The sequence below is a fragment of the Acidimicrobiia bacterium genome (assembly GCA_009694375.1).
In the GTDB taxonomy this organism is placed as follows: Bacteria; Actinomycetota; Acidimicrobiia; order Acidimicrobiales; family VFJN01; genus VFJN01.
The window spans coordinates 48,978-70,785 of the sequence record SHVB01000004.1 but is presented as its reverse complement, the minus strand read 5'-3'; the positions used below and the strand labels follow the sequence as shown (position 1 = coordinate 70,785).

Genomic DNA, 21,808 nt, shown 5'->3' with positions numbered 1-21,808 from the left:
GATCGCCCACCCCGGAATGCACCCTCTAGGATTCGCCCGGTGAAGGACTCCCCCCCCCACCCGTGGTGGCGCTCCAGCGTGGTGTATCAGGTGTACCCCCGCTCCTTTGCCGACTCCAACGGTGACGGCGTAGGCGACCTGGAAGGGATTCGGGCCCGCCTCCCCGACGTGGCCTGGCTAGGCGTGGACGCCCTGTGGTTATCGCCCTTCTACCGCTCTCCCATGCACGACTACGGCTACGACGTGGCCGACTTCTGCGATGTCGACCCACTCTTTGGCGACCTAGCCGCCTTCGACCACCTCCTGGCCGACGCCCATGCCCTGGGCCTGCGGGTGGTGGTCGATCTCGTGCCCAACCACACCTCGATCGACCACCCCTGGTTTCAGGCGGCCCGACGCAGTCGTCTCGACCCGAAACGGGACTGGTACGTCTGGCATGACGGCGGGGGCCCGACGGTTCCGCCCAACAACTGGCGCGGTGCCTTCATCACCGACGGCGCCGCCTGGAGCTGGGACGAACCCACCGAGCAGTGGTACCTGCACCAGTTCCTGCCCGAACAACCGGACCTGAACTGGGCCAATCCCGCCGTGGTGGAGGCCATGCACGACGTGATGCGATTCTGGCTTGACCGGGGCGTCGACGGCTTCCGGATCGACGTCGTACATTGCATCGGGCGCCATCCCGCCTTCCCCGACGACATCCCGCCGTGGTCGGAACTGCCGCACTGCGTCTCCAACGAGCACGCCAGCACCCACGAGCACATCCGAGGGCTACGGCGGCTGGTCGACAGCTACCCCGGCGATCGGGTGATCGTCGGCGAGACGGCGCTGCCCGGCACCCGCTGGGTGGCCCCGTACTACGGCGACGGCGACGAACTGCACCTGGCCTTCAACTTCGCTACCCTCCACGCCCCGTGGGACGCAGCCGCCTGGCGGCATCGAATCGAGCGCATCGAAGAACTACTCGACCCCCGCGAGGCCTGGCCCACCTGGGTGCTGTCCAACCATGACGTGCCCCGCCATCGCACCCGCTACGACGGCGCCGAAAGCCGCGCTCGCGCGGCAGCGGTCGCGCTGCTGACCCAGCGCGGCACTCCGTTTCTCTACGCCGGGGAGGAACTGGGGTTGGAGGACGCCATCGTGGCCCCGGGCCAGGTACGTGACCCGGGCGGACGCGACGGCTGTCGGGCCCCGATTCCCTGGACCACCGCCGAGCACCACGGCTGGGGACCCGATCCGTGGCTGCCCTTTCCGCCTGATGCCACGGCTCGTTCCGCCCAGGCCCAGCGGGCCGATCCTGCTTCGGTACTGCACCTCTACCGTCGGCTCCTGGCCGCCCGCGCCGCCTCGCCGGCTCTCCAGAGTGGACAGCAGGACCTCATCGATACCCCGGCGGGCACGCTGGGTTGGCGGCGCCACACCCCCGGCGACGAGCGCACCATCATCATGAACATGAGCGACGACCCGATCCGCGTGGAGCACCCCGGCATCGTGGAGGTCTCCAGTCATGGCGGAGGCGAGGGCCAACCCTTCGCGGGCACCTTGGACCCTGATCACGCCGTGATCCTCCGCCCCTAGAGGAGGGAAACGAATCCTCTACTCGACGAAAGAGATTCCGGACCTCGCCTCGAGCACGAGTCGGCCTTGGCCATCGACCGCCAGCGAGGCTTCGCCCGCCGCCAGCGCCCGGATGGGTTCCCCCACGGCGTCGTGTCGCCATCCGGCAGCCAACCGACCACCCTCGCCCATGAGCAGCGTTTCGACATCCGACCGCGTGGCCAGGATGGCCGGGTCGATCTCGAGATCACGGGCCCGTTGGGCGGCCCATGCACTCACCAGCGACGCCGTGGCCCGCCGGGAGCGGTCCACGCCCTCCACCGGGGGCACGAGCACGGCGGCGAGATCCAACGACTGACCTTCCGCCACCACGGTAAGCAACTCCTGGCCGGCGTTGCCCTTGCGCTTGCCATCCTCCAACCCCCGCACTCGACGCAGATCATCGGGCGACTCGGGGGGACGCTGGGCCATCGACACGAGCGCCAGATCGGCCAGCAAGAAGCGCACCGGCCGGTCGAGGTCGGCCGCCCGCCGCTCCCGCCATGCCGCCAGCACCTGGGCCACCGCAGCAGCCCGTCCCCGTAGCGACCGAGCCTCTTTGATCCTCCACCAAGCCCGCTCGGGTTCCTGGCCGCTGGTGGGCCGCACGCGATGCAGCTCACACTCGTCCTCGGCCCACTGCAGACGGCCCCGCTCCACCAACTTCGCCACGATGCGGTGATGGAGTTCGTGCAGGTGGGCCACGTCTGACGCCGCGTAGGTGATGGCCTCCGCCGCCAACGGACGGACCATCCAGTCCGTGAGCCGATCTGCTTTGGGCAACTTCACCCCCAGTTCGCCCTGCACCAGCGCGCCGAGACCCACGCTGGCGTAGCCCACGAAACCGGCCGCCACCTGAGTGTCGAACAGCCGGGAGGGCAGTGTGCCGCAGACTCGCACCAGGATTTCCAGATCCTGACTAGCCGCGTGCATCACACACAGACCCGGGCCGGCCAACACACGCGCCAGCGGGGCAACATCTACCGCCAGAGGGTCGACTACCGCGATCCCGTCGGGCCAGGACAACTGCAGCAGGGCCAGCCGGGCGTGATACGTGCGCTCGCGATGAAACTCGGTATCGAGCCCGTAGACCTCCACCGCCGCCAGGGTGTCAACCAGGGCGACGAAGGCATCGGGGGTATCGATCCAGACGTAGTCGACCGGGGATTCGTCGCTCACCCGGGACTGGTTTCGTCGCCGCCGCTGAGAGTGGGCAGGCCCGCATCGATCCAGCCCAGGGTGCCCCCGGCCACATTGACCGCATCGATTCCATGGGCCCGGTAGTGCTCCACCGCCTTGGCGCTGCGGCCCCCTCGGGCGCAGATCACATACACCGTGGCCCCGGTGGGTACCTCCGACATCCGTTCCCCCACCATGGCGAGGGGGATGTGCACCGCCCCAGGAACCCGGGCCTCGGCGTACTCGTCGTCCTCCCGCACATCAATCAGCGCTGCACCGAGGCTCCGCTGCTTGGCCAACTCGGTCACATCAATCTCCGGAATGTCCATCTCCCCCACGCTACCTGGCTCTCGCGCGGTCCCCGGGAGGTCGGCGGGTGTGTCGGCATCGGCGAGCGCGGCCGGGGGCAATCCGTGGAGGTCAATGCACGACACATCCCTGGCGGCCCGTTTCAACGATCCCACCCCTCGCGATCGGGCTTCCGCCAGCGCAGGTAGCGCTTCAATGCGCCAGGCGGCGTGCGTCCACTGGCGATGACCCGCCACCAGCGGTACCGCGAGCACCACCCCCGGTGCGCTCGATTCGAGGGCGGCGACCGTGGCGGCCATGGCGATCGGATCGGGGTGGGACAGATCACACGACACCACCAACACCACCGGCGCCGAGGCCACCCGAAGGGCGGTCAACGTGGCGAGAAAAGGGCCGGCGCCCACGTCGTCGTCGGGCACCACCACGAGACCATGGCTCCCCAACGCCGGTGCGTCACCGCCCACCGCGTACACCTCCTGGGCTCCCGCCGCCCACAGCGCATCAGCCACCCGGGCGGCCATGGTCACACCATCGATTGTCACCAGGGCTTTGTCTCGGCCCATTCGACGGCTGGCTCCGCCGCAGAGCACCGCCCCGGAAAACGACACGCGATGACTACGGCGCCGGGGGCCAGGTGGGGTCGAGTTGCCGGAGGAAATGGGCGCATCGCTCCGCCTCATCGGTCTCGCCGATTTCGGCGGCGGTGCGCTGCAGTCCGGCGAGGGCCCGCAGAAATCCACGATTGGACTCATGCTCCCAGCGGACGTACCCACTGCCGCGCCACCCGTTGGCTCGCAGCCGATCCAAACCCCGGTGATACCCCACTCGATAGGCCGAGTACGCCTCGATCACATCCCGTCCGGCGTCGCCGAGCCGAGCCCACCCGTCCAGAAAGCGTGGCCATTGCGCCACCGCCGACGCGATAGCGGCGCGACGATGGGGCTCATCAAGCGCCAGCGCATCGGACAAGGCCCGAAGGCGCTCATCGGGCTCGGCGTCCAACACCGTCTCGGGGGGACCAGATGGGGTGAGGGTTACGTCAGCCATGGGCTGCACTCTACCGATCGGTCGGCATGAGACCGTGTTCCGTGCTCGCCGCGCCCCGGGGCCGAGCGTCGCTCGGCAGCGGGCCGTTGTCATCAACGAATCCATCGAGAAAGGCGTCGGTCGCAGCATGGGAACGGGCCATCATGTCCTCACTGTGGGTGAAGTCGTTGAAGCGCAGCGTTTGGGTAGATCCCGTAGGAAGCACAATCGCCTCCACCTCCGACGGCAGGTTCTCGAGGTCGCGTTTGAAGCGATGGTGGCGGGCCAGCCAATAGGCCTGCACCGCCACATCGAACGGTCGTTTCGGTTCGGGGCGCGGCCGGTCGATGGTGCCGCAATGCAAGACATAGATCGTGCGAGCGCCCAGTTCCACCGCCCGACTGATCGGAACATCGTTCACAATGGCGCCATCGAGGTAGCGAACACCATCGATCACCACCGCTGGCAACACGGCGGGCATGGCCGCCGATGCCAACAGGGGATTTACGAGGGGGCCATTGGAAAACCACACTTCCCGCACCCCGGCCACGTCGGTGGCGACACACTGGAAGCGAATGGTCAACTCCTCGAAGGTGTCGTGCTGCAGGATCCCCTCCAGCATCCCTCGCAGCCCATCGTTGGTGTCGATGGATTCACCTCGTCGGGCTAGGGCAATGGCGTGGGGAAGCCAGCCCGAGGGCACGAACCCGGCGGTATCGAGTCCTCGCCAAATCTCCTCGAGGCGTTCAACCCCCTGGAGCGTTGGATCCTGCGCGTACACCGCTCCGTTGATCGCCCCGATGGAGCAACCGAGCACCAACTCAGGGTGAATCTCGTGCTCCAGCAGGGAGCGCAACATCCCCACCTGCACGGCGCCCTGGTTGCCACCCCCCGACAGCACCATGGCCACCGGTCCGCTCCGCCGACGGAGAAGGTCACGTAACTTGCCCATACCTTCGTCACGGTACCCTCGCCCCAATGTCTCTGGCGGCGATTCCTTCGTTGTTGAACGACCATCTCCCTGCCGCGGGGGTGGCCACAACACTGATGGTGGCCACGGTGCTCTTCCGCTTGATCGCTAAAACGGCCATTCGGCTCATGGTGCTGGCGGTGCTGGCAGCGGTGGCTGCGTTCCTCTACTTCAACCAAGCCCCGTTGCGGACTTGTGCCCGCACCTGTGCGTGCGTCGTGGTCAACCAGGAGATCACCGTGCCCGCCTGCTCCGCCGACGAGGGGAGCTAGCCCGGTGGTTCGACGAGCGCGACGGCGCGCCGGGTCAGGTCTGCCAGCGCCCCTGGGTGCGTGAGGGCCACGCCATGACCGGCACCCTCCACCTTGTGTAGTTCGCCCTTCGGGGCGCGCTCGGCGAGGTGGCGGGTGCCTGCCTGGTGGTGGGGGGCCGACTCGGTGCCGTGGGCCGCCACCACCGGAATGACCAGTTCTTCTGCCACATAGGGAGCTGGGCTCGGGGCCCGTACCGCCCGCAACTCCGCCACCAGCGCCGGACCCTCAGCGCGTCGTTGCTCGCGGGTACCCAGGGGAAGGGCCTCCCAGCGTTCGTCACCGATCATGCGCCGCATGAATCGCTCGGCCGCATCAGCCGGATCCACCTCGGCACTCATGGCCGCGCTGCCGGCGGTCACCGACGGCCAGGATGCATCCCACGGCATCGGTGCCTCATAAGCAACCACCGCCAGAGCCAAGGATGGGTGGCGTTGCGCGAAGGCCAGCGCCACCACCCCACCCAGGCTGTGTCCAACCAGCACCGATGGCGTCTCCCCCACGATCTCCGCCAGATCATCGACCTGATCGTCGAAGCGATCGCTGGGTCCTACTGCTATTGACCGGCCGTAGCCGCGGCGGTCGTAGCGCACCACGTGGAAATCAGCCAAGAGACGGCCCGTACGGGCGAAGGCGGCGGAGCGGTCCAAGGATCCGTGCACGCACACCACGCGCCACGCGCCCGGCGATGCCCCATGCTCAGTGACGAAGAGGTGCCCCATGGCGCCACACGCTAGAACCCTCACGCTATGGAGTTGCTCCTCATCCGCCACGGACTCCCGCTTCGGGTTGACGAAGGCGACACCACCGGCCCCGCCGACCCCGCGTTATCGGACGTCGGCCTGCGCCAGGCCAGCGATCTCGCCGCCTGGCTGGCCTCGGAGCGGATCGACGCCATCTGGTGCAGTCCGATGCGCCGAGCGAGGGAAACCGCCGCCCCTCTCGCGGCGGGCCTCTCGCTCCCCATCACCGTTCACGATCACCTCGCCGAGTTCGACCGAGACGCCGGCAGTTACATACCGATCGAGGAACTCAAGGCGGCCAACGACCCCCGCTGGTACGAACTTCCCGAGCGTCCCGAGCACTTCCGGGATGAAGTGGTGGGGGCAATGGAACGCATCGTCGGAGCTCACGGAGGCCAACGGGTGGCGGTGATATGCCACGGCGGCGTGATCAACGCCTACGCCGGACACGTACTCCACATTGACGAGCCCCTCTTCTTCCTCCCGGACTACACGAGCGTCAGCCGCGTGCTGGCGGCGAGCACCGGCGAGCGGAGCATCGGCTCACTCAACGAAACACCCCACCGCCGTTCCCTCTAGCGGCGCCGCGATCTTCCCGTTAGTTGCGCGGCACCTGCGACCACGGCAGCACCTTGTCGGTGCGCACGTCGCCGGGGAGGCCGAGTACTCGCTCACCCATGATGTTCTTGGTGATCTCGGTAGTACCGCCCTCAATGGAGTTGGCGCGGGTACGCAGGAACGCCTGCTGCGGGCTTCCCCAGCGCATGGCGTGCGTGGCCCGCTCCATCGGATAGCCCTCCGGCTTGAGCATCGCCTCCGCCCCCATGATGCCCATCATGAACGCCGTGATGTCCTTATTCAGTTCGGCCGACAGCGCCTTGCCGATCGCCCCCTCGGGGCCGGGATCACCCATGGCACGTTTCTGGCTGGCCCGGATGTTGGTGAGGCGCAGCACCTCGGCGCGGGCCCACAAGCGCATGAGCGGATCGCGCTTCACCGGATCGGCACCATGAACCTCGAAGAGGCGCACGGCCTCGCCGATGAACCCCGCCCCTTTCGCCGGGATGCCGCCACCAATAGCCACCCGTTCGTTCATCAAGGTGGTGAGCGTGACGCCCCACCCTTCCCCCACATCACTCAAGCGCTCGGCATCAGGAATCCGCGCGTCGGTGAAGTAGACCTCATTGAACTCGGCCTCACCGGTGAGTTGAAAGAGAGGACGAACCTCCACACCAGGACCGTGCATGTCCACCACGAAATAGGTCATGCCCTTGTGTTTGGGCGCATCGGGGTCGGTGCGGGCCACTAACATCCCCCACCGGGCCAGGTGCGCCAGGGTCGTCCACACTTTCTGCCCGTTGATGATCCACTCGTCACCGTCCCGCACGGCCTTGGTGGCGAGGCTCGCGACGTCCGACCCGGCGCCCGGCTCCGAGAAAAGCTGACACCAGATCTCCTCTCCGGTGAAGAGTGGACGGAGATAGCGGTCCTTCTGCGCCGCCGAGCCGTGGGTCACGATGGTGGGCGCCCCCATTCCGTGCCCAATGATGTTTCGGTAGGCGGCGATCGGAGCCCCAGCGGCCAGCAGGGTCTCATTGATCGTGCGTTGCAGGCCCGGCGACAGGCCCAAACCCCCCTGACCTACCGGGAAGTGCACCCAACCCAGACCAAGATCGAACTGCCGACCGAGGAAGGTCACAACATCGGTGTCTTGGGGAGGGAACTCCGCCAGCAACGCTTCACACAGGGCGAGCACGGTGGCTTCGTCGGTTTCAGGCGCAGAAACATCAAGCGTGGTCATAACCCGACCTTACTTGACCCGACGGTCAAGATTCCTACGCTGGTCAATTGAGGCGAGCCCGTAAGCGGGCGGCGGCCCGGTGGTCGCGTTCGTCCGTGGACGCATCCAACACCACGGCCCCTTCGTCGAAGCGCCCCGACGCCCCCAGCAGCACCCCCAACTCGCGCCGTTGTCGATCCGTGGCGGAGGGAAGGCACAGCGCCAAGCTCAGCGACCAGCAAAGGCCGTGCCGATCCCCCGACCGACGGTAGGCCTCCGCCAGATTCCTCAACACGCGTTCCACCATCATCTCGGGCGTCGCGGTACCAAGAACATCAGCCGAGAAGGGCACCCCCGGTTGCAACTGGTGAAAAAGGTCGCGACAGCCAGCCGTGTCCAGTTCCCGGCCGCCGTTGAATGCGTCGATGTACCGGTCAACCTCGTGAGGCCGCCGCAGCAGGAAATGCCCGGGCATCGCCACCCCCTCCAGGGTCACGCCACAGCGCCGCCCTACTTCCATGACCACCGCCGCCAAGGTGATCGGAATCCCCCTCCGACGCTCCACCACTGCGGGCAGCATCGAGTTCTGTGGGTCGTAGTAGGTATCCCGATCACCACGAAACCCAACCTCATCGAAGAGCCGGGCCCGTAACCCCGCCAGCGAGCCGACGGTGACGCCAGCGGCCAGACGGTCCAAGCGCGCCCGTTCTGCGAGACGATCCAGCCCTGGAGTGGCATGGGCGGCGATCAGGAACAGGGCTTCGTCAAGCGGAACCGCTTCGTCCGTTCGGGCCATGAGGGCCGCAAACTCGGCGGTCTGATCTTCGGCCACCTCGTCAGGCTACCGGCGATAGGTTCCAGAGATGCGCTTCCCTGGAACCTTCGCCGCCACCCACCCCGAAAAGCCAGCCGTCATCATGGCCGGCAGCGGCGAGATCATTACCTACGCCCAGGTTGATGCGGAGGCCAACCGCCTCTCCAGGGTCCTGCGCTCTGCCGGCCTGCAACCGGGCGACCACATCGCGCTCTGCTTGGAGAATCACCCCCACTTCCTCAGTGTGATGTGGGGCTGCCACTACGCCGGCCTCTACTACACCGCCATGAGTTCCCGCCTCACCACCGAGGAGATGGCCTACATCATCGAGGACTGCGGAGCGCAGGGGTTCATCACCTCCCGACACAAAGCCGAACAAGCCAACGAACTGCAGGCGTTGATGCCCTCGGTGAAACTCCGCTTGATGCTCGATGGCACCGCGGCAGGCTACGAATCCTACGAAGCCAGCATCGCCACCCATTCCGCCGACCCGCTGGAAGAAGACCGGGTCGAGGGACAGGACATGCTCTACAGCTCCGGCACCACCGGTCGGCCCAAAGGGGTAAAGGTGCCGCTGCCCGGCGCCCCGCTGGGCGAGGGCAACGACAGCGTCGCCGGGTTGGCCGAAGGATTGTTTGGATCCAACGAGTCGACCGTGTATCTCTCGCCCGCCCCGCTCTATCACTCCGCCCCGCTGCGCTTCTGCCGCGCCACCCACCGCCTCGGTGGAACCGTGGTGGTGATGGAGCGTTTCGATCCGGAGGAATACCTCGCCCTGGTGCAACAGCACCGCGTCACCTTCACCCAAGTAGTTCCCACCATGTTTGTTCGCATGCTGAAACTGCCACCAGAGGTGCGCAACGCCTACGACCTCACCTCCCTACAGGTGGTGGTGCACGCCGCCGCTCCCTGTCCCACCGAGGTCAAGTTGCGCATCATCGAATGGTTCGGACCGATCGTGCACGAGTACTACGCCGGCACCGAGGGCAACGGTTTTGTGTATTGCAACAGCACGGATTGGCTCGCCCATCCCGGCACCGTGGGGACAGCCGTGCTCGGGAGCATTCACATCGTGGGCGAAGACGGTGAGGACGCCCCCACGGGTACGCCCGGGACCGTGTATTTTGGCGGTGAGGCGGCCGCCAGTTTTCAGTACCACAACGACGCCAAAAAGACAGCCGAATCGCGCGACCCAAAGGGCCGGGGCTGGAGCACCCTGGGTGATGTGGGCTACCTCGACGACGACAACTTCTTGTACCTAACCGACCGCCGGGCGTACATGATCATCGCGGGCGGTGTGAACGTGTACCCCCAGGAGGCGGAGAACGTGCTTGCCATGCACCCGAAGGTCAATGACGTTGCGGTGTTCGGCGTGCCAAACGACGACTTTGGTGAAGAGGTGAAGGCCGTCGTCGAACCCATCTCCATGGAAGCGGCCGGTCCGGAGCTGGAGCGCGAGTTGATCGCGTATTGCCAAGAGCATCTGGCTGACGTCAAGTGTCCGCGTTCAGTTGACTTCCGACCCGAACTACCCCGGCATCCGACCGGCAAGTTGTACAAGCGACTACTGAAGGACGAGTACTGGGCAGACGCAGGACGGTCGATCTAGTCAGAACGAGCAAATGGTGGAGAAACGGCGCGCCCGAAGTTGATGTTGGTGCCTGACCCCGCGCGACTTCGGGCTCTTAGATCTTGCAGGCGCCATCGGCCCGAACCTGCCAAGGCACCTTCGCACCGAGGTCGGGCAAGGTCAGGGTCACCTTTTGGCCCGCGCTGGCGGTGGCCAGAGCGATCCAGTCGTTCCCGAACCGTCGCACCTCCACGGTCCATCGGTCCTCGGCAGACCACAGGCGCAACGGGCCACCGTCGGTCGAGAGCCAGTCGATCGGCCCTCGGTCGAGGGTGCAGTCGGTCCGACGGCGGCTCCGTACCTGCGCGGTGGCCACGCCTTCGTCGATCAGCGCCCGGTCGACGGACTGGGGATCATCGCGGGGGCCGTGCCCGTATCGTCGCAGAAGACCGCGAATGTCTCTGGCCGTTAGTTCGCTGAACGCGGCACTCAGGCGCGTATCGTCGGGGACGACCTCCGGCCCCAGGGCCAGCACTCGGGTGTGCGCCCGGGCGTTGCGGTTGAAGAAGGCCACCTGAAACGATCGTTGCTCTACCTCGTCGCGCAACGTGACGCCACGCGCCGCCGATGCCAAGAGGATCAGGCAGGCAGCGGCGGCCATCCATCGGCGGTCGGTGGCCAGAGGCACGCGAGGGGGCCATTCGATGGGTTTCCGGGGCAACAATGCCAGCAGAACGAACCCGAGGGCGAGGAGCTGATAGCGAAAGTAGATGACCATGGCGGGCGACCCTCGTCCGTACGCGACACCGATCGCCCAGATGACGAGCGCCGTGGTCCACGCGAGGAAGTTGGCCGCCGATTCCATGCCCTGTCGAAGCCGCCACACACCCACCGCACAGAACAGCAGGGCGAGCGTGACCGCGACGCCCGGGATGCCCATGCTGAGGTGCTCGAATGGGGAGGCCATGACTTCGAGTGCGTGCTTCAGGACGTCGTCGAACGCCGGCCGAGTGGTGGGGCGAAACTGCGATCGCGTCCCGCGCGCGAGCAGGAACCACCAGGTGCCCCACGCGAGACAGGGGACCAGGACCACGATCCATCGCCGGCGATGGACCCGGGCACACGCGCTGTACACCACACACGCGCCAGCAACGGCCAGGCCACCGCCAGCCGCGCTCAACGACAGAGCGAGGCACGCCGCCAACACCCAGTCGGCCCGCCGACCACGGTGCCAGGCTGCAGAACAACCGATCGCACCGATGAGCACCAAGTAGTGGTTGAGCGACGAGGGGGCCAGCTCGGGGTGGGCGAGTCCCAGCATGGAGAGCGCCGCGACCGCGGCGAGCGGTGGGCCCAGCAAACGGCGGGTGGTGGCGAAGTACGTCACTGGGACCCCTAGTAGGCACAGCACCCCGGCAACACGAAACGGGCCGTAGGAGAACCCGACGACCTCGCTCAGCGACCGGTACAGCGCAAGGATCGCCAAGCTCAGGTGGTCGTTGTACGGCCGAACGATCCCACGAACCGACCCCGCCTGGAAGATCAGCCCCCAGTCGTCGCCTCGGAAGTAGGCGTTGCTCGTGTTGCGAAACAGGAGCACCCCAGCGGCGCCGATCACGATCGTGAAGACGATCTCGACGGCATGCGATGCCAGCTGTCGCCAGAGGGTTTCGCTCCGGATCGTCGCGGTGCTCTCCGGCATCGCCGCACGATAACCGCTCACCCTTCGAGGCGATCAAGGTATCGTGAGCGACACCAGAGTCTTTCCGGGTGGCCGGGCTCTCTTGTGGTTACCTTCGCGTTCAGCGCCAGCGATGTGAACGTGTACCCCCCAGGAGGCCGAGAACGTGCTCACCGTGCATCCCAAGGGGGTGGATGTGGCGGTATTCGATGGACGCCGCCGGCCCCGAACTCGAGCAGGAGCTAATGGGGTATCGCCAAGAATATCTGGGTGACGTCAAGTGTCGGCGTTCAGTTGACTTCCGACCCGAACTGCCCCAACATCCGACCGGCAAGTTGTACAAGCGACTACTGAAGGACGAGTACTGGGCTGCCTCCGGGCGTTCCGTCTAGGCATCCGATGGCATCCCGATCTCACTACCCCTTCCTCGACGGCGCACGACCGCTGGCCATTGCCCATCGCGGCGGTGCCTCCGAGGCTCCCGAAAACACGATGCCGGCGTTCAACCATGCCGTGTCACTCGGCTACCACTATCTGGAAACCGACGTCCATGTCACCGCCGACGGCATCCTCGTTGCCTTCCACGACGACCGCCTCGACCGCGTCACCGATCGCACCGGGCTCATCGCCGACTTGCCCTGGAGTGAGGTGCGTAAGGCCAAGGTGGACGGCCGTGAACCCATTCCGCTCCTGGAGGATGTCCTCACCACCTGGCCGGAAGTGCGCATCAACCTCGATCCGAAGCAAGACGATGTGGCTGCCCCGCTCGCCGCCGCCATTATCCGAACCAACTCCGTGGATCGCGTGTGTGTCGGCGCCTTCAGTGGCCGCCGCATCGCCAAGATCAAAGCACTGGTGGGCGATCGCCTGTGCACCAGCATGGGCCCGCGCGAGGTGGCGAGGTTGGTGGCGGTTTCGCAAGGCCTCCCTGGAGGTGGGAGCCATCTGGCACCCTGTGCGCAGGTACCCACCCACCAAGGTCCGATCCCCCTGGTCACCAAGCGGTTCGTGGCCGCCGCCCACCGCCGCGGGATCCAGGTGCACGTGTGGACGATCGATGATCCGGACGAAATGACCCGCCTACTCGATCTCGGAGTGGACGGGATCATGACCGACCGCCCGCAAATCCTCAAGAACCTGCTCGTCAGTCGGGGCACCTGGTCCTGACCTCACCGGGCGCCGCGGTTGCGGGCCGTTCAGTGGAAGCGGGGCTCCCGCTTCTCGAAAAAGGCGGTGGTGGCCTCCACCTGGTTTGGACTCCCGATCAGCGAGGCCATGGTGGCGCGTTCGTCGAGGAGTTGATCGGCCAGCGAACGCGTCCCCGACAGGTTCAGGAGGCGCTTCCCCTCCCGCAGGGCCTCGGGACTTTTTGTCACTAACTCCGCCGCCAACGCCATGGCGGCGCCATGGGGATCCTCCGCCAGGCGCGTTGCGAGGCCCAAGGCCACCGCTTCAGTTCCCGACACCATGCGTCCGGTGAAGGTGAGCTCCTTGGCCACGTCTATTCCCACCAACCTCGGTAAGATGACCGTCCCGGTCATATCCGGGATCAGACCCCACCGCGCCTCCAGCACCGCCAACTTCGCGTCGGGTGCCACCAGTCGGAGATCGGCTCCGAGGGCGATCTGCAGACCGCCTCCCAGCACGGCACCATGCAAGGCGGCAATCACCGGCACCCCCATTTCCTGCCACACCCACGCGGCCTGTTGACCAAGATGGGTGATCCCACCATTGGTCTGCCCGATTGCCATTGCCGGAGCCTCGCCCCCGGCGGGCTCGGGGGTGGCCATCGCCTGGAAACTGCTGAAGTCCAGTCCCGCGCAGAAACCCCGGCCCTGGCCCGAGAGCACGACCACCCGCACCGCCGGGTCGTCCTTCAGCGACTCCCCCGCCGCCACGATCCCCTGAAACATCGCCACATCCAGGGCGTTGAGTTTGTCCGGGCGGTTGAGCCGCACATCAGCAATACCGTTTTCCACGTCAATCAAGACTCGGTCGGACATGCCTGCAGCATGCCACCCACTAGGCACGCCTGTCGGTTTGGGGCACACTCTCCCCCGGTCGTTCCCTCGGCGCCATCAGGCGCTCACGTGCCGCCCCCTCATGCCCCTCCCCGTCTCCAGCCATATGTCGCGCCTGCCCCACCTGCCGCTCGCAGTGGTCTGCAGCATTCTCCTCGCCTCGTTCAGTTTGGCCCCCAACGTCAGCGCCAAGGAGGGCGAGCAGGCCCCTCAGCCCCCGTTTGACCCCGCCGGCATCGCCCCCCCTTCACCCGAACTCCCCGACCTCCCGTCGATCTCTCTCGAGTTGGCCAAGGTGCCCGTTTCGAGCCCCGCCTTTGACCGGGCCGCCACTGCGTACGCGGCGGTGGTCAACACACACTCAGCCCTCCAGGACCGCCGAACCGCGCTCGATACTTCAGCCACCGCGGCGCGGGTAGAGGGCTACCGACTTCAGGGCGAGCGCGGCGCGGCAGTGGCTCGCGTCGAGGGCCTCACCCGGCGCCTCAACGTCCTCGACGCGGCCATACGCGACATCGCCATCGGCGCGTTCGTGTCGGGGCGCAGCACGGAACGGATGGCCGAAGCCCTCACCTCACCGACCCCCGCCATCAACGAGACCGATCAGCGCGCCGTGCTGGGCCAACTCTCCATGGACGTGCTTCTCGCCGAACAACAGCGCTACCGCACCGAGATTGCTGCCGCCCAACAGCGGGTGGACAAGACGACCACCGCTCTCAGCGCTACCGAAGCGGTAGCGCTGAAGGCCCACCTCCAACGGACCGGCGCCAGCAAGGATGAATCGACTGCCGGCGAACAGGTCGCCACCGCCCGGGTGCCGTACGAACAGGCCCGCGTCCTCGCCACCGTCAAAGGGGTGGAATTTCCCCTAGTGGCGCTCGATGCCTACTACCGGGCGGCCGCCACGGAACGCGTGAGCCGTCCGGGCTGTCGGGTGCAGTGGTGGGGCGTGGCGGGAATTGCCAAGATCGAGGGCCGTCACGGCACCTACGGCGGAGCCTCCCTGGGACCCAACGGCGATGTCAGTCGCCCCATCATCGGCATCCAACTCGACGGCAGTCGATCCACCGCTGTCATCACCGATAGCGACAACGGCGACTTCGACGGTGATCCCATCTTCGACCGCGCCGTGGGACCGATGCAGTTCATTCCTTCCACCTGGCGGGCCTACCAATCCGACGGCAATCGTGATGGCGTCATGTCGCCGTTCAACATGTACGACGCCACCCTCGCTGCCGCCCGCTACCTGTGCACCGGCCAACGTGACCTGACCGCCGACGCCGGCCTTCGCCAGGCCTACTTCTCCTACAATCATTCCCAGCCGTACGTCGAACGTGTCCTTGGCTACGCCCGGGGCTACGAGCAACAAATCGATGTCCTCACGCCCTCCGACTGAGTGGGGACTGCACCGGGCCTGCGCAAGGAAATCGACAGCGGCCCCGCACTGCGGGGGTGTTATTGACAGCGCTGCTTCCCCGCTCCTACCGTCCAGCCATCGGTGTGACCAGCGTCACCGATTGTCGCCGCCCGCGGGGACGTAGTTCCCACACCCACGCTGCCAAACGGGGGAAAAACTATGACCAACTACCGCCACCGATCGTGGTGCCGGATGATCGCCCTGATGACGGGGCTGGTCTTCGTAGCAGCCGCTTGTGGCGGAAGCGACGACAGCGCCTCGACCACCGAGACCACCGAGACCGCCAGCAAGCCCACCAAGGGTGGAGAACTCGTCTTCGGCGCCGAGTCCGACATCTCAACGCTTGATGTGGGTGCCGCCGCCCAACCGGCGGACAAGGTAGTCACGCTCGGTCTCTACGATCCGCTGATGACCTACGAGGATGGCGAACTCGTCCCCTTCCTCGCCACCTCGCTTGAAGCCGGCGACGGCGGTAAGGACCTTTCGACTTACACCCTTACCCTTCCAACTGATGTCACATTCCAAGACGGCACCCCGCTCAATGCCGAAGCCGTCAAGAAGCACTTCGAACGGCTGCAAGATCCGACTACCGCGTGCCCGTGCCTCGACACCGTCAAGCAGATCACCAACATGGAACTCCCCAACGGTCCGACCGGCGACACGGTGATCTTCACCCTCGCCTCGCCCGACGTGGCTTTCGGTGACACGTTGGCTGGCTCGGTTGGTTACATTGAGTCCCCGGCCGCTGTGGCGAAGTACGGCGACGAGTACAAGAACAACCCGGTAGGTACCGGCCCGTTCAAGCTCGCCGAGTTCGTTCCCGGCGACAGGGTGGTCCTCGTGGCCAACCCCGACTACTGGGGGAAGGACGAGAACGGCATTCAACTGCCGTACCTCGACAAGTTCACGGTGAAGCCCATCCCGGATTCTGGTCAGCGAGTGTCCGCTCTGGAAAGTGGCGACATCGACCTGTTCCAAACAGCCGACACCCCCACGGTCAAGGCGGCCGAGGCAAAGGGCTTCTCAGCTCAGAAGATCAGCGGCTCCAGTTCCACCATCTTGCTGATGAACAACGCCAAGCCTCCGTTCAACGACGTGCGGGCTCGGCAGGCGGTGGCCTACTGCACCAACAAGGACCTCATCAACGAGCGGGTCTATGAGGGCATTCGTCAGCCCTCCTACTCCGGCTTCGCCACCGACTCGGCCTACTACAATGCCGACGCTGGTACGCCTAGGTTCGACCTGAAGAAGTGCCAGGACCTGGTGAAGGAATTGGGCGGCCTGAAGTTCTCCATCGTGTGCATCCCCACCCCGGAGGCCGACAATGTTCTCCAGCTCGTCAAGCAGATGGGCGAGGCGGGCGGGATGGAGATCACCTTGGAAACCCAGGACCAGGGCGCGTTCGTCGCCCGGATGTTTGCCCGGGGAGGCGATTACGAAGGGGCCTGCTTCCGCAGCGGCCAGTTCCAAGATCCGGATGCGATCCGGGCCGGTCTGACCACCGATGACGCCGGAAACTTGACCTTCTACTCGAACAAAGAGGTGGATAAACTTCTCAAAGAAGGCCAGGCGACAGCGGACTTCGACAAGCGGAAGGCGGCCTACGACAAGGTCCAGGAGATCACCGGCGAAGAGGTACCGCTGATCACCACCTTGTACGACCTCTTCGGCAATGTGTACAACAGCGAAAAGGTCGGTGGATTGCCCCCCGGCGAGGTGAACTCACTCGGGGCCATCAAGCCCGGGTATATCTTCGTCGCCTCCAGCAAGTAAGAGACCAATCCACGTCTGATAGTCCGTTGGCAGAGGGGGTCGAGGACACAACATGGGAATCCTGAAAGGTGCGGTTACGCGGTTGCTCAAACTGCTGGCCGTGGTACTGGTCGTGAGTTTCCTCACGTTCAGCCTGACCAAACTCCTTCCGGGTGATCCCGTTGTTGTGCTCCTCGGCCCCCAGTACTCCAACGTCGAAGTGCGCGAGGCAGTCCAAGAGGACCTCGGGCTCAATAAGCCCTTCCTCACGCAGTACGTCCAGTACCTCGGCAACGTCGCCCAGGGCGACCTAGGCCGTTCGTATACCAGTAAGTTCGAGACCACTGAGCTACTGAAGCAAAAGTTGCCCGCCACCATCGAATTGATGCTGTTGGCCCAGTTGGTCTCCTTGACCCTAGCTATTCCATTGGCCCTGTTCAGCGCCTTCCGGAGCAACTCCCGAACCGACAAAGCCATCACTACGGCCTCTTTCGGGCTGATTTCGATACCCGGCTACGCCTTCGCGGTGTTCTTGGTGTGGTTGTTTGCCCTGCGGTTCAACTGGTTCCCGGCCATCGGCTATCAGCCCATCAGCGAAGGGATCGTCGGCAACCTACGTTCGATTGCCCTCCCCTTGGCTGTGCTGGTGGCAGGCCTCACCGCCGTCTACACCCGTCTGTTGCGCAGCGATCTGATTTCTACCCTCCAGGAGGACTTCATTCTCATGGCGCGGTCCAAGGGATTGCCGACCCGGTACATCCTGGCGCGCCACGCCCTCCGACCGTCGTCGTTCTCACTCATTACCGTGTTTGGCATCCAATTCGGCACCCTCATCGGTGGTGCGGTCATCATCGAGCAGTTTTTTGTGCTCCCCGGCATCGGCAGCCTCGCCATTGAGTCGATCCTCAAACGGGATTACCTGGTGGTACAAGGGGTAGTGCTCCTCATCGCCATCTCCTTCGTCCTCATCAACTTCCTCATCGACATCCTCTACACCATCCTCGATCCGCGAGTCCGACGGGCTGGAGCCTGATGACTGACCTCGTTTCCCCACCCGACGGGATTGCCACCAACCCCCCGCCGGCTTCCCCCGCTTCCGACAAGAAGATCAAGACCGCCAAGAAAACCGGCGCTTTGGGCATCGGCGGCTGGATCGCCACCATCTGGCTCATCACCTTGACCGCCGCCGCCGTGTTCGCGCCCTGGCTGCCGCTCGACGATCCCGCCAAGACCGATTTCTCCGTGCCCAAAAACAACTCGTCGCCCTTCACCGCCGGACACCTTCTCGGGACGGACAACAACGGCTACGACATCCTCGCTCGCATCGTCTGGGGAGGGCGGGTGTCCCTGGTGGTGGCCGCCGGTGTGCTCATCATCGGGATGCTGGTGGGCGGCACCATCGGCCTCCTCGCCGGATTCTTCCGGGGCAAAAGCGAGACCCTTCTCATGGCCTCGGTGGATGTCTTCCTCGCCTTCCCCGCCTTGATCCTGCTCATTGCCATCGTGGCTTTCTTGGGCGCCGACCTGCTGAACGTGGTGCTCGGCATTTCACTCGTCTCGATCCCCGCCTTTGCCCGCATCTCCCGGGCCACCACCCTCACCTACGCCCAACGTGAGTTCGTCCTCGCCGCCCGGGCGGCCGGCGCCAGCCAGAAACGGATCCTGGCGCGGGAGATTCTCCCCAACGTCATCCTTCCCCTCTTGGCCTTCGGTCTGCTGGTGGTGGGCATCGCCATCGTGGCCGAGGGCAGTCTGGCGTTCCTCGGCCTCACCTCCACCGAGACGATCAGTTGGGGCGGCATGATCAACGGGGGCAAGAAACCCCTCCAACAGGACAACATCGCTCACACCGCCATGATCCCTGCGGTCACGATGTTCCTCACCGTGCTGGCGGTCAACGTACTGGGTGACCGCTTCCGGGCGGCCTTCGATGTGAAGGAATCCATGCTTTGACCAAACCTCGAGCCACTCGGCGCGTGCTCACCGCCGACACCGTCCACGATGGTGCACTCCTGCAGGTCCACGATTTCCGCAGCTACTTCGATACCCCCGCGGGCGTCGTCAAGGCCGTGGATAGTGTCAGCTTCACCCTCGAACGCGGTGACACCCTCGGCATCGTGGGCGAGTCGGGGTCGGGCAAGACGGTGCTGGCGCGCTCCGTCATGGGTTTGCTCACCGGAAAAAACGTGATCCGCTCGGGATCGGTTCGGTACAACGGCACCGAACTGGTGGGGGCGAGCGAGAGCCAGTTGCGGGATCTCTGGGGCACCGAGATAGCCATGGTCTTCCAGGATCCGATGACGTCATTGAATCCGGTCCTGAAGGTCGGCCGCCAGATCACCGAGGGCCTGCGCTATCACCTGAAACTGTCAAAGGCCGAAGCCCGCGCCCAGGCGCTGCAGTTGCTCGATTCGGTGGGCATCCCGGACCCGAAGCGACGGATCTCCCAGTACCCCCACGAGCTATCAGGGGGGATGCGTCAGCGGGTCACCATCGCCATCGCCCTGGCCTGCGGCCCCAAGTTGCTCTTGGCCGACGAGCCCACTACCGCCCTCGATGTGACGGTGCAGGCGCAGATTCTCGACCTACTTCATCAGCAACAGGTGGAGCGCCACATGGCCATGGTCCTGGTGACGCACGACCTCGGGGTAGTAGCCGGACGCACCAACCACATCGCGGTGATGTACGCCGGCCAAATCGTGGAACACGCCCCCACGACCGATCTCTTCGCCAACGTACGCATGCCCTATACCCAGGCCCTGCTCCACTCGATTCCCAAGTTGGCCCAACCCAGCCACACCCGACTACAGGCCATCGCTGGTCGCCCGCCAGATCTCATCAACCCACCCAGCGGCTGCCGATTCGCGCCGCGCTGCCCCTACGTCCAGCCCAAGTGCAACAGCGAGATGCCGCCGTTACAAGAGAGCGAGACACCCGGCCACCTCTACCGCTGTTGGTTCCCGGTAGGCACCGAGGCCGGTCGCGAGGCATTGGCTCACAACACGGCGGCCGGCATGCCCGCCGCCGTGTCCATCACCCAAATACTGGCGGATCCACCAGGAGGTACTCACTGATGGCCGGTACCGGCACCGCCCACCTTCGCGATTCCGACGATGTGCTCATGCGCGTTGAGGACCTCACCGTTGAGTTCCCTACCTCCGCCGGGCTCGTGCACGCCGTATCCGGTATCAGCCTCGACGTGCGGCGTGGCGAAACCCTCGGTTTGGTGGGTGAGTCCGGGTGCGGAAAATCCACCACCGGTCGGGCCATCATGCAACTTCCCGCTCCCACCAGCGGCCGCGTCCTCTTCGAGGGCATCGACCTCGCCAAGATCGAGGGCAAGCACCTCCGCGAGGTCCGGACCCAATTGCAATTCATCTTTCAGGACCCGATTTCGTCGCTCAACCCGCGCCGCAAAGTGAAGGACATCGTGGCCGAGCCGCTGCGCATCTGGAAACGGGGCACCGAGAAGGAACGCCGGGACCGAGTGACCGAAGTGCTCGACGCCGTGGGTCTCGATCCCGAGGTGGCCGGCGAGAAGCGCCCTCACCAGTTCTCCGGCGGTCAGTGCCAGCGGATCTCCATTGCCCGATCCCTGGTACTCGAACCCAAACTGTTGATCTGCGACGAGCCCGTGTCGGCGCTGGATGTGTCCGTGCAGGCCCAGATCCTCAACCTGCTGGAGGATATGAAGGCCCGCTACGGCATCACCCTCATCTTCATCGCCCACGACCTCGCCGTGGTGAAGAACATCAGTGATCGCGTGGCGGTCATGTATCTCGGCAAGATCTGTGAAGTTGGCTCCCCCGACGCCCTCTACTCCACCCCCGCCCATCCCTACACCGCCGCCCTCCTGCGTTCCATCCCCGTGCCCGACCCCACCGTGGTGCCGTCCAGCAGTGGGCTCCTCCTCGGCGATCTTCCCTCCCCTATCGATCCGCCGGCCGGCTGTCGTTTCCGCACGCGCTGTCCGGCCGCCCAGGAGCGTTGCTCGCTGGAAGAACCCCAGATCCGCGCCGTAGCCGAGGACCACTTCGTGGCCTGCCACTTCCCCTCGATCGGCACCACAGCCGCCTGATCACGATGGGCACGGTGATCTCGTTGACCCCGTCCGGCTCGTGAGCGCCCGATGAAGCGGTAACGTCTGCGTCCATGCCCGACGCCCCCACCATTCAGATCCAGCCCACCGACACCTTCACCGTGACTATTGCCACCGAAAAGGGTGACATCGTCCTGGCCTTGGATGCCGCCCTGGCCCCGATCACCGTGAACCACTTTGTGGTCCAGGCGCGAGCAGGCTTCTACGACGGCCTCACCTTTCACCGTGTGGTGCCCGGCTTCGTGATCCAAGGCGGTGATCCCGAAGGCAGTGGACGCGGTGGGCCGGGGTACAAGTTTGCCGATGAACCGGTCCTCAGCGCTTACACTCTCGGCGCGGTGGCCATGGCTAATGCCGGTCCCCATACCAACGGCTCGCAGTTCTTCATTTGCATCGACGACTGCCAGAAAAGTTTGGGCCCGCTCTACAACCTGTTCGGCTACGTCACCTCCGGTATCGAGATCGCCCAGCGGATCGCCGTGGGCGACAAGATGACCAAGGTCAACATCACCGACAGCCCCGCCTGAGTTCGCTGGCGGC

21 protein-coding genes and 1 pseudogene are annotated in these 21,808 nt (G+C 65.5%); 13 read left to right on the top strand and 9 right to left on the bottom strand.

The annotated features are described in order from the left end of the window. The first annotated feature begins 39 nt into the window (after positions 1-39). Positions 40-1,578, top strand: coding sequence for a DUF3459 domain-containing protein (locus EXQ71_04190; protein ID MSO86705.1), 1,539 nt, complete (start codon positions 40-42; stop codon positions 1,576-1,578). A gap of 18 nt (positions 1,579-1,596) precedes the next feature. On the opposite strand, the gene EXQ71_04185 is transcribed toward EXQ71_04190, so the two are convergent. Genes EXQ71_04185 through EXQ71_04170 form a run of 4 tightly spaced genes read right to left on the bottom strand, consistent with a single transcriptional unit; the run spans position 1,597 to position 5,062 of the window. After that, positions 1,597-2,775, bottom strand: a complete 1,179-nt coding sequence (locus EXQ71_04185) for a ribonuclease D (GenBank protein MSO86704.1) — start codon at positions 2,773-2,775, stop codon at positions 1,597-1,599. Beyond that, positions 2,772-3,764 carry a hypothetical protein gene (locus EXQ71_04180; protein MSO86703.1) on the bottom strand — a complete coding sequence of 331 codons (993 nt, stop codon included), beginning with the start codon at positions 3,762-3,764 and terminating at the stop codon, positions 2,772-2,774. The genes EXQ71_04185 and EXQ71_04180 overlap by 4 nt, the downstream gene beginning before the upstream one ends. Beyond that, on the bottom strand, positions 3,700-4,131 hold the full coding sequence (locus EXQ71_04175) for a DUF3151 family protein (protein ID MSO86702.1): 432 nt from the start codon (positions 4,129-4,131) through the stop codon (positions 3,700-3,702). Before EXQ71_04175 ends, EXQ71_04180 begins: the two co-directional genes overlap by 65 nt. Before the next feature lie 10 nt (positions 4,132-4,141). Continuing rightward, complete coding sequence (locus tag EXQ71_04170) at positions 4,142-5,062, bottom strand: patatin-like phospholipase family protein (protein MSO86701.1); 921 nt, start codon at positions 5,060-5,062, stop codon at positions 4,142-4,144. A 26-nt stretch (positions 5,063-5,088) separates the two neighbouring features. Between EXQ71_04170 and EXQ71_04165 the strand changes: the two genes are divergently transcribed. Next, positions 5,089-5,352: a hypothetical protein gene (locus tag EXQ71_04165; protein MSO86700.1), complete on the top strand. Its 264-nt coding sequence runs from the start codon at positions 5,089-5,091 to the stop codon at positions 5,350-5,352. Here the strand turns inward: EXQ71_04165 and EXQ71_04160 are convergent. Continuing rightward, positions 5,349-6,113: an alpha/beta hydrolase gene (locus EXQ71_04160; protein MSO86699.1), complete on the bottom strand. Its 765-nt coding sequence runs from the start codon at positions 6,111-6,113 to the stop codon at positions 5,349-5,351. The two genes, EXQ71_04165 and EXQ71_04160, sit on opposite strands and share 4 nt — an antisense overlap. Positions 6,114-6,140: 27 nt before the next feature. Here EXQ71_04160 and EXQ71_04155 point away from each other — a divergent pair, with 27 nt between their 5' ends. Continuing rightward, positions 6,141-6,713 (top strand): histidine phosphatase family protein, encoded by a 573-nt coding sequence (locus tag EXQ71_04155; GenBank protein ID MSO86698.1) that lies wholly within the window; start codon positions 6,141-6,143, stop codon positions 6,711-6,713. A gap of 19 nt (positions 6,714-6,732) precedes the next feature. On the opposite strand, the gene EXQ71_04150 is transcribed toward EXQ71_04155, so the two are convergent. Then, entirely contained in the window at positions 6,733-7,935 is a 1,203-nt protein-coding gene (locus EXQ71_04150; GenBank protein MSO86697.1) for an acyl-CoA dehydrogenase, read from the bottom strand. Positions 7,936-7,978: 43 nt separating this feature from the next. Continuing rightward, a complete protein-coding gene (locus EXQ71_04145; protein MSO86696.1) occupies positions 7,979-8,746 on the bottom strand; it encodes a hypothetical protein in 768 nt (255 codons plus the stop codon). Positions 8,747-8,777: 31 nt separating this feature from the next. On the opposite strand from EXQ71_04145, the gene EXQ71_04140 reads away from it, so the two are divergent. Then, on the top strand, positions 8,778-10,337 hold the full coding sequence (locus EXQ71_04140) for an acyl-CoA synthetase (protein ID MSO86695.1): 1,560 nt from the start codon (positions 8,778-8,780) through the stop codon (positions 10,335-10,337). Between the two features lie 76 nt (positions 10,338-10,413). Here the strand turns inward: EXQ71_04140 and EXQ71_04135 are convergent, their stop codons facing one another. Continuing rightward, on the bottom strand, positions 10,414-12,000 hold the full coding sequence (locus tag EXQ71_04135) for a hypothetical protein (GenBank protein ID MSO86694.1): 1,587 nt from the start codon (positions 11,998-12,000) through the stop codon (positions 10,414-10,416). Positions 12,001-12,127: 127 nt separating this feature from the next. On the opposite strand from EXQ71_04135, the pseudogene EXQ71_04130 reads away from it, so the two are divergent. Then, positions 12,128-12,371 (top strand): annotated as a pseudogene (locus EXQ71_04130) (acyl-CoA synthetase). A 7-nt stretch (positions 12,372-12,378) separates the two neighbouring features. Continuing rightward, positions 12,379-13,146: a glycerophosphodiester phosphodiesterase gene (locus EXQ71_04125; protein MSO86693.1), complete on the top strand. Its 768-nt coding sequence runs from the start codon at positions 12,379-12,381 to the stop codon at positions 13,144-13,146. A 29-nt stretch (positions 13,147-13,175) separates the two neighbouring features. On the opposite strand, the gene EXQ71_04120 is transcribed toward EXQ71_04125, so the two are convergent. Next, the gene (locus EXQ71_04120) at positions 13,176-13,982 is read right to left on the bottom strand and encodes a crotonase/enoyl-CoA hydratase family protein (GenBank protein MSO86692.1); all 807 of its coding nucleotides are present in this window, start codon (positions 13,980-13,982) and stop codon (positions 13,176-13,178) included. Here EXQ71_04120 and EXQ71_04115 point away from each other — a divergent pair. The 7 genes from EXQ71_04115 to EXQ71_04085 all read left to right on the top strand — a co-directional run bounded on the left by EXQ71_04115 (position 13,981) and on the right by EXQ71_04085 (position 21,795). After that, the gene (locus EXQ71_04115; GenBank protein MSO86691.1) at positions 13,981-15,396 is read left to right on the top strand and encodes a hypothetical protein; all 1,416 of its coding nucleotides are present in this window, start codon (positions 13,981-13,983) and stop codon (positions 15,394-15,396) included. The two genes, EXQ71_04120 and EXQ71_04115, sit on opposite strands and share 2 nt — an antisense overlap. Positions 15,397-15,576: 180 nt before the next feature. Further along, the gene (locus tag EXQ71_04110) at positions 15,577-17,190 is read left to right on the top strand and encodes a hypothetical protein (GenBank protein ID MSO86690.1); all 1,614 of its coding nucleotides are present in this window, start codon (positions 15,577-15,579) and stop codon (positions 17,188-17,190) included. A 52-nt stretch (positions 17,191-17,242) separates the two neighbouring features. After that, positions 17,243-18,202: an ABC transporter permease gene (locus EXQ71_04105; GenBank protein ID MSO86689.1), complete on the top strand. Its 960-nt coding sequence runs from the start codon at positions 17,243-17,245 to the stop codon at positions 18,200-18,202. After that, complete coding sequence (locus EXQ71_04100) at positions 18,202-19,122, top strand: ABC transporter permease (protein MSO86688.1); 921 nt, start codon at positions 18,202-18,204, stop codon at positions 19,120-19,122. Before EXQ71_04105 ends, EXQ71_04100 begins: the two co-directional genes overlap by 1 nt. A 23-nt stretch (positions 19,123-19,145) precedes the next feature. Then, positions 19,146-20,243 carry an ABC transporter ATP-binding protein gene (locus EXQ71_04095; GenBank protein MSO86687.1) on the top strand — a complete coding sequence of 366 codons (1,098 nt, stop codon included), beginning with the start codon at positions 19,146-19,148 and terminating at the stop codon, positions 20,241-20,243. Further along, positions 20,243-21,247 (top strand): ATP-binding cassette domain-containing protein, encoded by a 1,005-nt coding sequence (locus tag EXQ71_04090; GenBank protein MSO86686.1) that lies wholly within the window; start codon positions 20,243-20,245, stop codon positions 21,245-21,247. The genes EXQ71_04095 and EXQ71_04090 overlap by 1 nt, the downstream gene beginning before the upstream one ends. A gap of 74 nt (positions 21,248-21,321) precedes the next feature. Then, a complete protein-coding gene (locus EXQ71_04085; protein MSO86685.1) occupies positions 21,322-21,795 on the top strand; it encodes a peptidylprolyl isomerase in 474 nt (157 codons plus the stop codon). The last annotated feature ends 13 nt before the right edge of the window (positions 21,796-21,808 follow it).

Bases quoted from the DNA above. Each gene is read 5' to 3' on its own strand.
- EXQ71_04140 (MSO86695.1), top strand. From the start codon at position 8,778: ATGCGCTTCCCTGGAACCTTCGCCGCCACCCACCCCGAAAAGCCAGCC.
- EXQ71_04150 (MSO86697.1), bottom strand. From the start codon at position 7,935: ATGACCACGCTTGATGTTTCTGCGCCTGAAACCGACGAAGCCACCGTG.
- EXQ71_04160 (MSO86699.1), bottom strand. From the start codon at position 6,113: ATGGGGCACCTCTTCGTCACTGAGCATGGGGCATCGCCGGGCGCGTGG.
- EXQ71_04125 (MSO86693.1), top strand. From the start codon at position 12,379: ATGGCATCCCGATCTCACTACCCCTTCCTCGACGGCGCACGACCGCTG.
- EXQ71_04155 (MSO86698.1), top strand. From the start codon at position 6,141: ATGGAGTTGCTCCTCATCCGCCACGGACTCCCGCTTCGGGTTGACGAA.
- EXQ71_04100 (MSO86688.1), top strand. From the start codon at position 18,202: ATGACTGACCTCGTTTCCCCACCCGACGGGATTGCCACCAACCCCCCG.
- EXQ71_04090 (MSO86686.1), top strand. From the start codon at position 20,243: ATGGCCGGTACCGGCACCGCCCACCTTCGCGATTCCGACGATGTGCTC.
- EXQ71_04165 (MSO86700.1), top strand. From the start codon at position 5,089: ATGTCTCTGGCGGCGATTCCTTCGTTGTTGAACGACCATCTCCCTGCC.
- EXQ71_04105 (MSO86689.1), top strand. From the start codon at position 17,243: ATGGGAATCCTGAAAGGTGCGGTTACGCGGTTGCTCAAACTGCTGGCC.
- EXQ71_04110 (MSO86690.1), top strand. From the start codon at position 15,577: ATGACCAACTACCGCCACCGATCGTGGTGCCGGATGATCGCCCTGATG.
- EXQ71_04170 (MSO86701.1), bottom strand. From the start codon at position 5,062: ATGGGCAAGTTACGTGACCTTCTCCGTCGGCGGAGCGGACCGGTGGCC.
- EXQ71_04085 (MSO86685.1), top strand. From the start codon at position 21,322: ATGCCCGACGCCCCCACCATTCAGATCCAGCCCACCGACACCTTCACC.
- EXQ71_04135 (MSO86694.1), bottom strand. From the start codon at position 12,000: ATGCCGGAGAGCACCGCGACGATCCGGAGCGAAACCCTCTGGCGACAG.
- EXQ71_04180 (MSO86703.1), bottom strand. From the start codon at position 3,764: ATGAGGCGGAGCGATGCGCCCATTTCCTCCGGCAACTCGACCCCACCT.
- EXQ71_04120 (MSO86692.1), bottom strand. From the start codon at position 13,982: ATGTCCGACCGAGTCTTGATTGACGTGGAAAACGGTATTGCTGATGTG.
- EXQ71_04175 (MSO86702.1), bottom strand. From the start codon at position 4,131: ATGGCTGACGTAACCCTCACCCCATCTGGTCCCCCCGAGACGGTGTTG.
- EXQ71_04115 (MSO86691.1), top strand. From the start codon at position 13,981: ATGCCTGCAGCATGCCACCCACTAGGCACGCCTGTCGGTTTGGGGCAC.